Annotated in this window: 13 protein-coding genes; all 13 read left to right on the top strand. The window is 71.7% G+C overall.

What is annotated here, in order from left to right:
- Position 1: 1 nt before the first annotated feature.
- The 13 genes from D3218_RS07955 to D3218_RS08015 all read left to right on the top strand — a co-directional run bounded on the left by D3218_RS07955 (position 2) and on the right by D3218_RS08015 (position 13,455).
- Complete coding sequence (locus D3218_RS07955; protein ID WP_119539442.1) at positions 2–598, top strand: phage tail tape measure protein; 597 nt, start codon at positions 2–4, stop codon at positions 596–598.
- A 2-nt stretch (positions 599–600) separates the two neighbouring features.
- Positions 601–1,233, top strand: coding sequence for a DUF2460 domain-containing protein (locus tag D3218_RS07960; protein WP_119539443.1), 633 nt, complete (start codon positions 601–603; stop codon positions 1,231–1,233).
- Entirely contained in the window at positions 1,230–2,102 is an 873-nt protein-coding gene (locus D3218_RS07965) for a DUF2163 domain-containing protein (protein ID WP_119539445.1), read from the top strand. The genes D3218_RS07960 and D3218_RS07965 overlap by 4 nt, the downstream gene beginning before the upstream one ends.
- Complete coding sequence (locus D3218_RS07970) at positions 2,099–2,542, top strand: NlpC/P60 family protein (RefSeq protein ID WP_119539447.1); 444 nt, start codon at positions 2,099–2,101, stop codon at positions 2,540–2,542. The genes D3218_RS07965 and D3218_RS07970 overlap by 4 nt, the downstream gene beginning before the upstream one ends.
- A 3-nt stretch (positions 2,543–2,545) precedes the next feature.
- Positions 2,546–6,430, top strand: a complete 3,885-nt coding sequence (locus D3218_RS07975; protein WP_119539449.1) for a baseplate multidomain protein megatron — start codon at positions 2,546–2,548, stop codon at positions 6,428–6,430.
- A 25-nt stretch (positions 6,431–6,455) separates the two neighbouring features.
- Positions 6,456–6,671 carry a hypothetical protein gene (locus D3218_RS07980; protein ID WP_119539450.1) on the top strand — a complete coding sequence of 72 codons (216 nt, stop codon included), beginning with the start codon at positions 6,456–6,458 and terminating at the stop codon, positions 6,669–6,671.
- A gap of 90 nt (positions 6,672–6,761) precedes the next feature.
- Positions 6,762–7,082, top strand: coding sequence for a hypothetical protein (locus D3218_RS19480; RefSeq protein WP_136625067.1), 321 nt, complete (start codon positions 6,762–6,764; stop codon positions 7,080–7,082).
- 42 nt (positions 7,083–7,124) lie between these two features.
- Entirely contained in the window at positions 7,125–7,787 is a 663-nt protein-coding gene (locus D3218_RS07990; RefSeq protein ID WP_119539454.1) for a response regulator, read from the top strand.
- Positions 7,787–9,229 carry an ATP-binding protein gene (locus tag D3218_RS07995; RefSeq protein ID WP_119539456.1) on the top strand — a complete coding sequence of 481 codons (1,443 nt, stop codon included), beginning with the start codon at positions 7,787–7,789 and terminating at the stop codon, positions 9,227–9,229. The genes D3218_RS07990 and D3218_RS07995 overlap by 1 nt, the downstream gene beginning before the upstream one ends.
- A 50-nt stretch (positions 9,230–9,279) precedes the next feature.
- Positions 9,280–9,678 (top strand): hypothetical protein, encoded by a 399-nt coding sequence (locus tag D3218_RS08000; protein ID WP_119539458.1) that lies wholly within the window; start codon positions 9,280–9,282, stop codon positions 9,676–9,678.
- A 182-nt stretch (positions 9,679–9,860) separates the two neighbouring features.
- Entirely contained in the window at positions 9,861–11,009 is a 1,149-nt protein-coding gene (gene ccmI, locus D3218_RS08005) for a c-type cytochrome biogenesis protein CcmI (protein ID WP_168990455.1), read from the top strand.
- Positions 11,006–11,485: a cytochrome c maturation protein CcmE gene (gene ccmE, locus D3218_RS08010; RefSeq protein WP_119539461.1), complete on the top strand. Its 480-nt coding sequence runs from the start codon at positions 11,006–11,008 to the stop codon at positions 11,483–11,485. Before ccmI ends, ccmE begins: the two co-directional genes overlap by 4 nt.
- On the top strand, positions 11,482–13,455 hold the full coding sequence (locus D3218_RS08015; protein WP_119539463.1) for a heme lyase CcmF/NrfE family subunit: 1,974 nt from the start codon (positions 11,482–11,484) through the stop codon (positions 13,453–13,455). The genes ccmE and D3218_RS08015 overlap by 4 nt, the downstream gene beginning before the upstream one ends.
- The last annotated feature ends 1 nt before the right edge of the window (position 13,456 follow it).

Consider the following 13,456-nt stretch of genomic DNA (forward strand, 5'->3'; position numbering starts at 1 on the left):
CATGGTGGAAACGGTGGATGCGCTGCGCATCGCGGTGGAGGCCGACACCAGCGGCTTCGATCGCGCGCTGGGCGACCTCTCGACCCGCGCCAACGCCTTCGGCGCCGCGCTGACCAGCGCGTTTCGCGGGGCGGTCGGCGGCGGGCGCTCGCTGGACAGCGTGCTGCGCCAGCTCGGCGGCCGGATCTCGACGATCGCGCTGGACGCCGCGCTGAGACCCCTGACGCAGATCGCCGGCGGGCTCCTGGGGCAGGTGCTGTCCGGCGTCGGCGGTGGCGTCGTCGCGGGCGCGGGCGGCGGTGCGACGCCGGGCGGCATCGTGCCCTTCGCCAAGGGCGGCGTGGTGCGCGCGCCGAGCTTCTTTCCGCACGGCGGGCGGATCGGCCTGATGGGCGAGGCGGGCGCGGAGGCGATCCTGCCGCTGCGGCGCGGGCCGGACGGCTCGCTCGGCGTCGCCGCCCCGGCCGGGGCGGGCCGGGCGGGCCCTTCGATCGTCTTCAACGTCTCCACGCCGGACGCGCCGAGCTTCCGGCGCGCCGAGGTGCAGATCCAGGCGATGATCGCCCGCGCGGCGATGCGCGGACAAAGGGGGCTGTGACCATGATCGCCTCGTTCAGCGAAGAGCGGTTCCCGCTGCGCGTCGCCTTCGGCACGACGGGCGGGCCGGAGCGGCGGACCGACATCGTGCGGCTGTCGACCGGCTACGAGAACCGCAACCAGCGCACCCGACATTCCTGGCGCCGCTACGACGCCGGGTCGGGCGTGCGCAGCGTGGAGGACCTCGCGGCCGTGCTCCATTTCTTCGAGGCGCGGCGGGGGCGGATGACGGGGTTCCGCTTCCGCGACCCGTTCGACTTCTCGTCCGCTGCCGGTGGCGCCGCCCCCACCGCCTTCGACCAGCCGCTCGGCACCGGGGACGGGGAAACCACGACGTTCACGCTGCAGAAGCAGTATGGGCAGGGCGCGGACGCCTATCGGCGGCCGATCCGCAAGCCGGTGCCGGGCAGCGTCCGGATCGGCGTCGCGGGCGCCGCGCAAGGCGACGGCTTCGCCGTGGACGCCACCACGGGAACGGTGACCTTCGCGACGCCGCCGGCGGCCGGAACGGTGCTCACCGCCGGCTTCGAGTTCGACGTGCCGGTGCGCTTCGACATGGACCACCTCTCCGTCAACGTCGCGGCTTTCGAGGCGGGCGACATTCCCACGATCCCACTGGTGGAGGTTCGACCGTGACCGGTGTTTCGGACGACTTTCGCGCGCGGTTGCGGCAGCCGGCGACGACGCTGGCGCATGCCTGGCGCGTGACGCGCACGGACGGCGAGGTCTTCGGATTCACCGACCACGACGAGGACCTCGCTTTCGCCGGCACCGTCTTTTGCGCACGGACGGGCTGGACCGCGGGCGAGGCCGAGGCGGGGCTCGGGCTGGCCGCCGGCACGCACGCGGTGGACGGGGCGCTGTCGTCGGAGGCGATCCGCGAGGAGGACATCGCGGCCGGTCTGTTCGACGGGGCGCGGGTCGAGATCTTCCGCGTCGACTGGCGGAAGCCGGACGACCACCTTCTGATCGACGTGGCGGATTTCGGCGAGATCACGCGCAACGACGTGGGGATGACGGTCGAGCTTCGCGGGCTGGCGGCCCGGCTCGACCGGCGGCACGGGCGCTTCTATCGCCGACGCTGCGACGCGGCGCTGGGCGACGCGCGCTGCCGCGTCGACCTCGCGCCCTGGACGCGCGTCGGGCGGATCGCATCGCTCGCGGAGCGGCGACTGGTACTGGAGGGGCTCGGCACCTTCGACCTCGACCCATACCGCGACGGGCGGCTCGCCGTCGGCACGGTGCCCGAACGGACCGTGGCCGGCCTTCGCGCCGCGGACGACGGGACGGTGGTGGCGGACATCGTCGAGGCGCTGGCGCCGAGCTGGGCGGTCGGTGACGAGGCGCGTGTGACGGCGGGCTGCGACCGAAGCTTCGCCACCTGTCGCGAACGGTTCGCCAACGGTCTCAACTTCCGGGGATTCCCGCACATTCCCGGCGCGGACGCGGCGCTGGCGGTGGCTAAGAGCGACGGGCTGCACGACGGCTCGGCGGTGGTGCCGTGAGCGCGCGCGAGCAGGCGCTGGCGGCGGCGCGCAGCTTTCTCGGCACGCCATATCGCCACCAGGGCAGCCGGCGCGGCGTCGGGTGCGACTGCCTCGGCCTCGTTCGCGGGGTCTGGCGGGAGCTCTTCGGCCGGGAGCCGGAAGCGCCGGTCCCCTATACGCCGGATTGGGCGGAGAGCGGCGCCGGCGATCCGCTGATGGCGGCGGCGCGGCATCATTTCCAGGCGATCCCGGTTGGCGATGGCCGGCCCGGCGACCTTGTGCTGTTTCGCTGGCGGGACACCGGTCCCGCCCGCCACTGCGGCATCCTGGACGAGCCGGACACGGCGGGGCCGCGGCTGATCCACGCCTACGAGGGCGCTTCGGTCGTGTCCTCTCCCCTGACACCGGGCTGGGCCGGCCGGATCGCCGGCACCTTTCGCTTTCCCGACGAGGCCTGACCCATGGCGACCATTCTTCTGCAAGCGGCGGGCGGGGCGCTCGGCGGCCTGATCGGCGGCCCGTTCGGGGCCGTCGCGGGCCGCGCGGTCGGCGCGCTGGGCGGGTCCGCGCTCGACACCCGGCTGATGGCCGGCAGTTCGCGGCGCGAGGTCGGCCGACTGGCGACGAGCCGCGTGATGGAGGCGGACGAAGGCGCAGGCGTCGCGCGCGTCTACGGCACGGCGCGCGTGGCAGGGCAGGTGATCTGGACGACCCGCTTCGAGGAGGCGAGCCGGACGGAGCGGCAGGGCGGAAAGGGCGGGGCGTCCGGCGGCACCACGACCACGACCACCTATAGCTATTTCGGCAACGTGGCCGTGGCGCTCTGCGAGGGACCGATCGCCTGCGTTCGCCGGATCTGGGCGGACGGCGAGGAACTGGACCTCGAGACGATCCAGTGGCGCCTGCATCCGGGTGACGAGACCCAGGCGCCCGATCCGCTGATCGAGGCGAAGCAGGGCTTCGGCCGGGCGCCGGCCTATCGCGGGCTGGCCTATCTCGTGTTCGAGCGGCTGCCGCTGGAGCGCTGGGGCAACCGCATTCCGCAGATCTCCTGCGAGGTGGTGCGCCCGGTCGGAAACCTCGAGAACCGCGTTCGCGCGATCACCATCATTCCCGGAGCGACGGAGCACGGCCTCGATCCGGCCGTGGTGCGCGAGCGGATCGGCGCGGGCGAGGATCGGCTCCTGAACCGCAACATGCTGCATGGCGCGAGCGACTTCGCGGCCTCGCTGGACGAACTGACGGCGATCTGCCCGAGCCTCGAGCGCGCTGCGCTCGTGGTCGCCTGGTTCGCCGACGACCTTCGGGCGGGGCGGGCCACGTGCCGCCCGGGAGTCGAGACCGCCTGGCGCGACGAGGCCGAGACGTGGAGCGCCGGCGGCGTCGGCCGGACCGGCGCACGTGTCGTCTCGCGGGTGGACGGCGGGCCGGCCTATGGCGGCACGCCATCGGACGCGGGCGTTCGCCGCGCGCTGCATGCACTCCGCGCAAAGGGCTTGAAGGTGACCTTCTATCCCTTTCTTCTGATGGACATTCCGCCCGGAAACGGCCTGGCCGATCCGCATGGCTGGACGACGCAGGCGCCGTTCCCCTGGCGGGGACGGATAACGCTGGAGGTGGCCGAGACGCGGCCCGGCACGGGCGACCGCACGTCGGCGGCACGCTCCGAGATCGACCGCTTCGTCGGAACGGCGCGCGTGGCGGACTTCTCCCTCGTCGCGGGCGGCGTGCGGTACTCGGGACCGGCGGAATGGTCCTACCGGCGGATGATCCTCCATCAGGCCCATCTGGCGAGGGCGGCGGGCGGGGTGGACGCCTTCGTGATCGGCTCGGAGATGCGCGGGCTGACGCGGCTGCGCGACGAGGCCGGCCGTTTCCCCTTCGTGGAGGCGCTGGTGGCGCTGGCGCGCGACGTGAAGGCGGTGCTGCCGGACGCGCTCGTAACCTACGCGGCCGACTGGAGCGAATATTTCGGCTATCGGCCGGCGGACGGCAGCGGCGACCTCTTCTTCAACCTCGACCCGCTCTGGGCGGACCCGGCCGTCGGGGCGGTGGGGATCGACAACTACCTGCCGCTGTCGGACTGGCGGGACGACGGCGGGGACCGTCCGCGCGACGGCATGGCTTCGCCGTACGATCTCGACGGCCTGGTCGCGGGGATCGCCGGCGGCGAGTATGCGGACTGGTTCTACGCGGGCGACGCGGAGCGCCGGGCGGGCGAGAGACGCGCCATCACCGACGGGCTGGGCAAACCGTGGGTGTTCCGCGCCAAGGACATCCGCTCCTGGTGGAGCGAGCCGCACGTGGAGCGGCGCGGCGGCGTGGAGGTCGCGGGGCCGACCGCCTGGGAGCCGAGATCGAAGCCGGTCTGGTTCACGGAGCTCGGCTGCCCGGCGATCGACAAGGGCGCGAACCAGCCCAACGTGTTCCTGGACCCGAAATCGGCCGAGAGCGCCTTTCCGCATTTCTCGAACGGCGGGCGGGACGACCTCCAGCAGAGGCGGTTTCTCGAGGCACACCAACGCCACTGGGACAACGCGGTGCCGGGCTTCGATCCCGAGCGCAACCCGGTGTCGCCCCTGTATGGCGGGCGCATGGTGCCGGCGGATGCCGTGCATGCGTGGACCTGGGACGCGCGGCCCTTTCCCGCCTTTCCCGAACGCGGCGCGCTCTGGCGCGACGGCGACAACTGGCAACGGGGCCACTGGCTCAACGGCCGCCTCGGCCGGGCGCCGATGGACGGCCTGATCGCCGCGATCCTCCGCGACCACGGGTTCGAGGCCTTCGACGTCGCGGGCGTGGACGGCATGGTCGGCGGCTTCGTGGTGTCCGGCCCCGGAACGGCGAGGGACGAGCTGGAGGGGTTTCTGCGGCTGACCGGGATCGAGGCCTTCGCGCGCGGCGGCGTGCTGCGGTTCCGGTCGATCGCCCGCCGCGGCGCGCAGGCCGAGGCGACGGCTCTGGTGGACCCGCCGGACGACGCACCGTTCGAGGTGCGCCGGGCGGAGGACGGAGAGGCGCCGGGCGAGGTCGTGGTCGGGTTTGCGGACGCGGAGCGGACCTATCGCCCGGGCGCGGCGGAGGCCGTTCTGCCGGGCCGATCCCGACCGCGGCAGGCCACGGTGGAACTGCCCGTCGTGCTGACCGAAGGCGAGGCGCGGCGATTGGCGCGCGGGCTTCTCGACCGCCAGGTCGGCGAGCGCGAGGTGGCGCGCTTCGCGCTTTCGCCGACGGAGATCGACGTGTGCGCGGGCGACCGGCTGGCGATCGAGGGGCGGCCCGGCCTGTGGCAGGTGTCGCGGATCGAGGACGGGCTGTCGCGCCGCGTGGAGGCGCTGCGGGTGGGCGGCCGGAGCACGGCGCCGGACGTCGGCCCGCCGGCGGCGACGACGGAGGCGCCGGGCCCCGTGTTCGCCTCGCGTCCGCTGGTGGCCTTCCTCGATCTGCCGAAACTCGATGGCGGGCAGGGTGGCGCGACGGTGGCCATCTCAGCGAGGCCGTGGCTGCCCTACGTCCTCACGGCCCCGGCCTCGGCTTCCGGACCGGCGGCGCGGGTGACGGCCACGGCCCGCGCAACGATGGGGCATCTTGCGGTGCCGCTTGGGCCGGGTCGTGAGGAGATCCTGGATCGGACGCATTCGATCCTGGTGGATCTCGCGGCCGGCAACCTCGCGTCGCTGGACCCCGCGCTCGTGGATGCCGGGCAGAACACGGCGGCGGTCCTCGCCGCGAACGGCTCCTGGGAGGTGGTGCGCTTCCGCGAGGCGGAGGAGGTCGCCCCGTCTCGCTTCCGGCTCCGCGGCCTGTCGCGCGGGGTGGGCGGCACCGGCGAGGAGGCGGGCGCGGGCGCGATGGCGGGCGCACTCTTCGTGCTTCTGGACCGCGCCGCCATCGGCGTGCCGCTGGACGAGAGCGAAGCGGGCGTCGCGACCGAGTGGCGCATCCTGCCTGCCGGGCGACCGCTGGACGACGCGGTGGCGGTGAGGCGCACGGTGGCGCTGGGGCGGCGCGCGCTGCGCCCCCTCTCGCCCGTGCATCTGCGCGGCCGCTACGGGGCGGAGGGCGTCGAGCTGACCTGGAGCCGACGGACGCGGTCCACCGATGCGGCCTGGGAAGGCGTCGACGTGAGCCTCGGCGAGGACCGCGAGGCCTATCGCGTCACGCTGCGCGGCGAGGCGCAGGGACCGACGAGCAAGGAGGTCGGGACCACCGGCCTCAGCCTCTCGGCCGGGGAGCTCGCCGAGCGGCTGAGCGGGTTGCCGGCCGTCCTCTTCGTCGAGGTCGCGCAACTCGGCCAGACATACGGCGCAGGAGCGGCCGCAGGGCTCACGCTGATCCGGCGCTGACGATTTCCAACGAAAGGAGCGGAAGATGGACAATCCGGACGACATCAAGAACTGGTACGAGTCCCGTACGGTCTGGGGTGGGGCGCTGGCGCTGGCGGCTTCGCTCGCGGGGCTGTTCGGCATCGAGATCGTGGGCCTGGCGGGCGACGAGGCGGTGACCGCGCTGACGGCGGCGGCCAGCGCGGTGGGTGCGGCGATCGCGATCTTCGGACGCTTCGACGCGCGCCACCGGATCCGCTGAGCCGGAGGGGCGCCGTGCACGCGGCGCCCCGTTCATTCGACATTCAGCACGCGATCCCTAGTGTTGCGGACAACCGAGCCTGGATGAGTCATGATCCGACCTGCCCCCCGCCGCATCGCCGCATCCGTGTTTCTCGGCCTCGCCCTCGCGACCTCTGCCGCGACGGCGATGCCGATGCGCCAGATCGACGACGGCGCGGCGAATGCAAAGGACATGTCCACGCAGGTTCGCCTCGCGCAGGGAGGCGGCTGCTCGGCCGCTGCCGCGCAGGCCGCCGCACAGTCCGGGGGGCAGGTCCTTTCCGTGCGTACCTCGCAGCAGGGCGACCGCGTGGTCTGCATCGTGACGGTGCTGGTCCCGGCCAGCGACGGGAACCGGCCCCGCCGTCAGACGATCACGATCGAACAGTAAGCCCTGTGGCATGATGGCACGAGAATTCGGGACGGAACCACCATGCGCATCCTGATCGTGGAGGACGACGAGAACCTCCGACGCCAATTGATCGAGGCGCTGACCGGCTCCGGCTACGTGGTGGATCAGGCTGCGGACGGCGAGGACGGACACTTCCTTGGGGATACCGAAAGCTACGACGCGGTGGTCCTGGACGTCGGCCTCCCGAAGATGGACGGCATCAGCGTGCTGGAACGGTGGCGGCGCGAAGGGCGGGACATGCCGGTGCTGCTCCTGACGGCACGCGACCGATGGAGCGACAAGGTTGCGGGCATCGACGCGGGGGCGGACGACTACGTCGCCAAGCCCTTCCACATGGAGGAGGTGCTGGCGCGGGTGCGAGCTCTAATCCGCCGCGCGGCGGGGCACGCGTCGTCCGAGATCCACTGCGGGCCCCTGCGTTTGGACACGAAGTCGTCCAAAGCGAGCCTCGACGGCACGCCGCTGAAACTGACCTCGCACGAATACCGCCTCCTGTCCTACCTGATGCACCACCAGGGAGAACTGGTGTCGCGCACCGAGCTGATCGAACACATGTACGATCAGGACTTCGACCGCGACTCCAACACGATCGAGGTGTTCATCGGCAGGCTTCGACGCAAGATCGGCGTGGACCTGATCGAGACGGTGCGCGGCCTCGGCTACCGCATGCAACACGGCGGCTGATGGCGGCGGAACCTGAAGCCGCCGAGCCCGGCGACGAAAGGCCGGCGCCGACGCGGGAGCGGACCCGCTTCACCGGAAGCCTGACCTTCCGCGTCGTGTCGTTGTCGAGCGTCTGGGTGGTGGCCGCTTTCCTGGTGGTCGCTGGCCTGATCTCCAACCTCTACGAGCGAACGGCGCAGTCGGGCTTCGAGGCCGTGGTGCGCGCGCAGCTCTACAACCTCATCAACTCGGTGACGGTGGACGACGGCGGCGCGCTGTCGGGCGTGCCGAACCTCGGGGACCTGCGCTACTCGCAACCCCTGTCGGGCTGGTACTGGGAGGTGATCCCGGCGAGCGCCAACACGGAGGGGCGGCTCGCTTCCTTCTCCCTCGGCCCGCGCACGATCGCCGCACAGCCGACCGAGCTGGCGCCCTTCGACATGCAGTATCGCCGCGACTACCGGACGGAGGGGCTTGACGGGGAGACGCTCTATGTCGAGGAGGCCGAGGTGGTGCTGGACCAGGAGAACCACACCGCGCGCTTTCGCGTCATGGGCAACGCCAGCGTGGTGCAGTCCGACATCGCCGCCTTCGATCGCAAGATGGCGCTCTATCTCGGCTTCTTCGGCCTCGGTTCGATCGTCATCAACGCCCTGGCGATCCTGTACGGCCTGCGGCCGCTGACCAGCGTGCGCCGCGCGCTGGCGGACGTGCGCGCCGGGCGGGCCGAGCGCCTGAGGGGAGGGTTCCCGGCCGAGATCCGGCCTCTGGCGCTGGAAATGAACGCCCTGATCGACAGCAACCGCCGCATCGTGGAGCGGGCGCGCACGCAGGTCGGGAACCTCGCCCATTCTCTCAAGACACCGGTCGCCGTGCTGCTCAACGAGGCCTCCGCCATCGGCGGCGAGAAGGGGCGGATCGTCGCCGAGCAGGGCGGCATCATGCGCCGGCAGGTGCAGCACTACCTGGATCGGGCGCGGGTGGCGGCGATCGACGGCGCGATCGTGCGCACTCCCGTGGAGCCCGTTCTGGAGCGTCTCCTGAAGGTGATGCGCCGGCTCGAGCCGGACATCTCGTTCGAGCGGCGCGTCGCGGCCGGGTCCGCCGGTTTCATGTTCGCGGGCGAGCAGCAGGACTTGGAGGAGACGGTCGGCAATCTCCTGGAGAACGCGGCGAAGTACGGCCGGGGACGGGTCGTTCTCCACTTGGAGCGTGCGGCCAACGAGAGTTTGCGCATCGTCGTTGAGGACGACGGGCCCGGCCTTTCGGAGGAGGAGATGGTGCAGGCCATGAAGCGGGGCCGCCGTTTCGACGAGCGCCAAGCCGGCAGTGGCCTGGGGCTGTCGATCGTCGCTGATACCGTTTTGCAATACCGGGGATCTTTTCGCCTCGCGCGATCGGAAATCGGAGGATTGCGCGCGGAGGTGATCTTGCCTCGCGCGCCCGACGGGCCGATGTCCTGACACGATGTTTTGTTGTGGCAGCATGGGCCGCTCGCGCGGCGGACGGACGAATGCAGAAATTCTGGACCACCTGCCTCGTCGCCTCGGCCCTGCCTTTCCTGTCGGGTTGCCTGACGAGCGGCGCACGCAACGCGCCCGAGCCGCTGTCGGACCGGGTGGCCGCGCTTCGCGGCAGCATCGCCCCGACCGGCAGCATCAAGCTGAGCGCCGGTGCCGAGCAGCGGGCGCTTCAGGCACAGTACCAGGCGCTTCAGTTCGGAACCGTCGGGCAGCCGGTGGGCTGGGAAGCGGACGGCTTCAAGGGCGAGATCACGCCGACGCAGCTCTACCGCATCGGGTCCCAGGACTGCCGTGGCTATACGCACGTGATCACGCGCGGGACGTCCAAGGTGCGGCAGGTCGGCAGCGCCTGCCGGACGAGCGGCGATCTCTGGACGCCGGTGGCCTGATCCCGCCGGCCGGCCTCGTGCCGAATTGAATGGGATTTTCCGCCGAGGATTGTTAGAGCGGTTCCAGACCGGGGGTGGGCGACGCGATGCCCGCCAGCGAGGCACGCGCGAAGCCGCGCGACGCCCGCCGGTCCGCAATGTCTTCGGTCGGAGGCGGGAGCCTCCGGTCCTTGGGAGCCTCGATGCTGTTCTGGCTCATCGCCTTCTTGCTCGCCGCCGTTTCGACGCTCGTGATCGTCCTGCCGCTTCTGCTGCGTCCCGCGCGCGAGGCGCCGGCGCGCGAGAGCTACGACGAGGAGGTCTATCGCGCGCAGTTGACCGAACTGGGCGAGGACGAGGCGCGCGGCGGCATCGGCGCCGACGAGGCCGCCGCCTCACGCGCGGAGATCGGGCGCCGGCTTCTGCGCGCCCATCAGGCGGCGGAGGCGGCACCCGCCGGGCGCCCGCGCGGCAGGCCCGCGGTGGCGGCCGGGCTCGCCGTCGCGCTGCTGCTTCCGGTCGGCACCTTCCTGTTCTACGACCGTTGGGGTTCGCCGGAAGTGCCGGACCAGCCGTTGGCTCTTCGCGCCGCGCCGACGCAAACGCCCGACATCGCCGCAGCCGTGGCGGAGATCGAGCGTCGCCTGGCCGCCGAACCCGACGATGCCGAGGGCTGGAGCGTGGTCGCACCGGTCTATCTCCGGCTCGGCGAGGGGGAGAAGGCGTCGGCGGCGTTCCGCAACGTCCTGCGCCTGCGCCCGCCCACGGCGCAGACGGTGGCCGGCCTCGGGGAGGCGCTGGTGCAGGCGGCAGGCGGGAAAGTGACCCCGGAAGCCGAGACGGAGTTCCATAAGGCGCTCGCGCTCGACGCCGAATGGGTGCCCGCCCGCTTCTTCCTGGCGCTCGGACTGTCGCAGCAGGGCAGAGCGGCGGAAGCGGCCGAAGCCTGGAGCGACCTCCTGAGGACGGGGCCGCCGGACGGGCCTTGGCGGCCGGTCGCGGAAGCCGCGCTCGCGGACGCGCGCTCGGGCGCGGCCGCACCGCCCGCGACCCCGGCGCCGGGGCCGAGCGCCGAGGACGTCGAGGCGGCCGAGGGCCTCTCGGACGGCGACCGACGTGCGATGGTGGAGGGCATGGTGTCGCGCCTCGCGCAGCGGCTAGACGCCGAGCCTGGGGACGCGGACGGCTGGAAGCGGCTCGTGCGCTCCTACGTCGTTCTCGACCGCCCGGACGAGGCGCTCGCGGCCCTGCGACGAGTGCGCACCGTATTCCCGGCGACTTCGCCGGAGCTTGAGGATATTCTGGGCTTCGCACGCGGGCTCGGACTGAAGGCGGACACGACCACACCATGACGCGAAAGCAGAAGCGCCTTGCTGGCCTCTTCGGCATCCTGGCCGTGGTCGCGACCGCCGCGGGGCTGGTGCTGACCGCGCTCTCGGACAGCGTCGCCTTCTTCAACTCGCCGACGGATATCGTCGCGCACGCGCCCGGCGAGACGCAGCGCATCCGTCTGGGCGGGATCGTCGAGGCGGGCACGGTGCACCGCGACGCCGGACAGCGCGTCTCCTTCCGCGTCACGGACACCGTGGAAAGCGTTCCCGTGGTCTATGCCGGACTGCTGCCGGACCTCTTCCGCGAGGGGCAGGGCGTCGTGGCGGAGGGGCACCTGGGAAGCGACCGGGTGTTCGTCGCCGACACGGTTCTCGCCAAGCACGACGAAACTTACATGCCCAAGGAGGTCGTGGACGACCTGAAGGCGCGCGGGCTCTGGAAGGACGGGGCGATCGTCTCGGCCGCCGAACCGGCCGCGAAGGGGGCCGGCCTGTGATCGTCGAGCTGGGGCATTTCGCGCTGGTGCTGGCGCTCGGCACGGCGCTGGTCCAGTCCGTGCTGCCGCTGGTCGGCGCGCGCACGGGCGACGCGCGGCTGATGGAAGCCGGATCGGCGACCTCCGTCACCGGGCTCGCGCTCCTGGCCCTGGCTTTCGGCGCGTTGACGGCGGCCTATGCCACATCGGACTTCTCGGTCCTGAACGTCGTGGAGAACTCGCATTCCGCCAAGCCGATGATCTACAAGATCACCGGCGTCTGGGGGAACCACGAGGGCTCGATGCTGCTCTGGGTGCTGATCCTGTCGCTGTTCGGCGCGCTGGTCGCCCTGTTCGGGCGCGATCTGCCGCCGAGCCTGAAGGCGACGGTGCTCTCCGTGCAGGCCTGGATCCTCACCGCCTTCCTGCTCTTCATCCTGCTGACCTCGAACCCGTTCACCCGCGTGGTGCCGGCGCCGTTCGAGGGGAACGACCTGAACCCGATCCTCCAGGACATCGGCCTCGCGATCCACCCGCCGCTGCTCTACCTCGGCTATGTCGGTTTCTCGATCGCCTTCTCCTTCGCTGTGGCCGCTCTCATCGAGGGGCGCCTAGACGCCGCCTGGGCGCGATGGGTGCGGCCGTGGACGCTGCTCGCGTGGCTGTTCCTGACCGGGGGAATCGCGATGGGCTCCTATTGGGCCTACTACGAGCTCGGCTGGGGCGGCTGGTGGTTCTGGGATCCCGTAGAGAACGCCTCCTTCATGCCGTGGCTCTCCGGGACGGCGCTGCTCCACTCGGCGGCCGTGATGGAGAAGCGCTCGGCCCTCAAGGTCTGGACGGTGCTTCTGGCCATCCTGACGTTCTCGCTGTCGCTGCTGGGAACCTTCCTGGTCCGATCGGGCGTCCTTACCTCGGTCCATGCCTTTGCGGTCGATCCGGAGCGGGGCGTCTTCATCCTCGCGATCCTCTGCGTGTTCATCGGCGGCTCGCTCGCGCTGTTCGCGTTCCGGGCGGGCGAGCTGGAAAGCGGCGGCCTGTTCGCGCCGATCTCCCGCGAGGGGGCGCTGGTCTTTAACAACCTGTTCCTGACCACGGCAACGGCGACGGTGCTGGTGGGAACGCTGTATCCGCTGTTCCTGGAGGTGTTGACCGGCACCAAGATCTCGGTCGGGGCGCCCTTCTTCGATCTCACGTTCGGGCCCCTCATGGTGCCGCTTCTCTTCGCGCTGCCCTTCGGACCCCTGCTGGCCTGGAAGCGCGCCGATCTCCTGGGTGCGGCGCAACGGCTCTACGCGGCCGTGGGCGCCGCGCTGGTGGTGGCCGTGGTGGTGATCGCCGTGAACCAGGGAACGAGGATCCTCGCCTCCCTCGGGATCGGGCTTGCGGTGTGGGTAATGGTCGGCGCGCTGGTCGATCTGGCCGGTCGCGCCGGCCTGCCGAGGGTCGGCCCGCGCACCGCCTTCTCGCGTCTCCGAGGCTTGCCTCGGTCGGCCTTCGGCACGGCGCTCGCCCATTTCGGCGTCGGCGTGACGCTTCTGGGCGTCGTCTGCGTCAGCGCGTTCGATACCGAGACCGTGACCGCCATGCGGCCCGGCCAGACCGTCTCGGCGGGGGGCTTCGACCTGCGCTACGAGGGACAGACCTTCCGCCAGGGCCCGAACTACCAAGAGGATGTCGGCCATTTCACCCTTCTGGACGGCGACCGGGAAGCGGCCACGATCGACAGCGCCAAGCGGTTCTATCCGGCACGGCAGATGCCGACCACGGAAGCAGGCATCCATACGCTGCTATTCAGCCAGATCTACGTCTCGCTCGGCGATGCGGCGGCGAACGGCGGGGCAGTCGTGGTGCGCGTCTGGTGGAAGCCGATGGTGACGCTGATCTGGCTGGGCGCCGTCGCCATGGCTCTCGGCGGCGCCGTGTCGCTCAGCGACCGCCGCCTTCGGGTCGGCGCGCCGGCGAGGCGCCGGGCGGCAAGGACGGCCTGAG

This window comes from Aureimonas flava (assembly GCF_003583935.1).
Lineage (GTDB): Bacteria > Pseudomonadota > Alphaproteobacteria > Rhizobiales > Rhizobiaceae > Aureimonas > Aureimonas flava.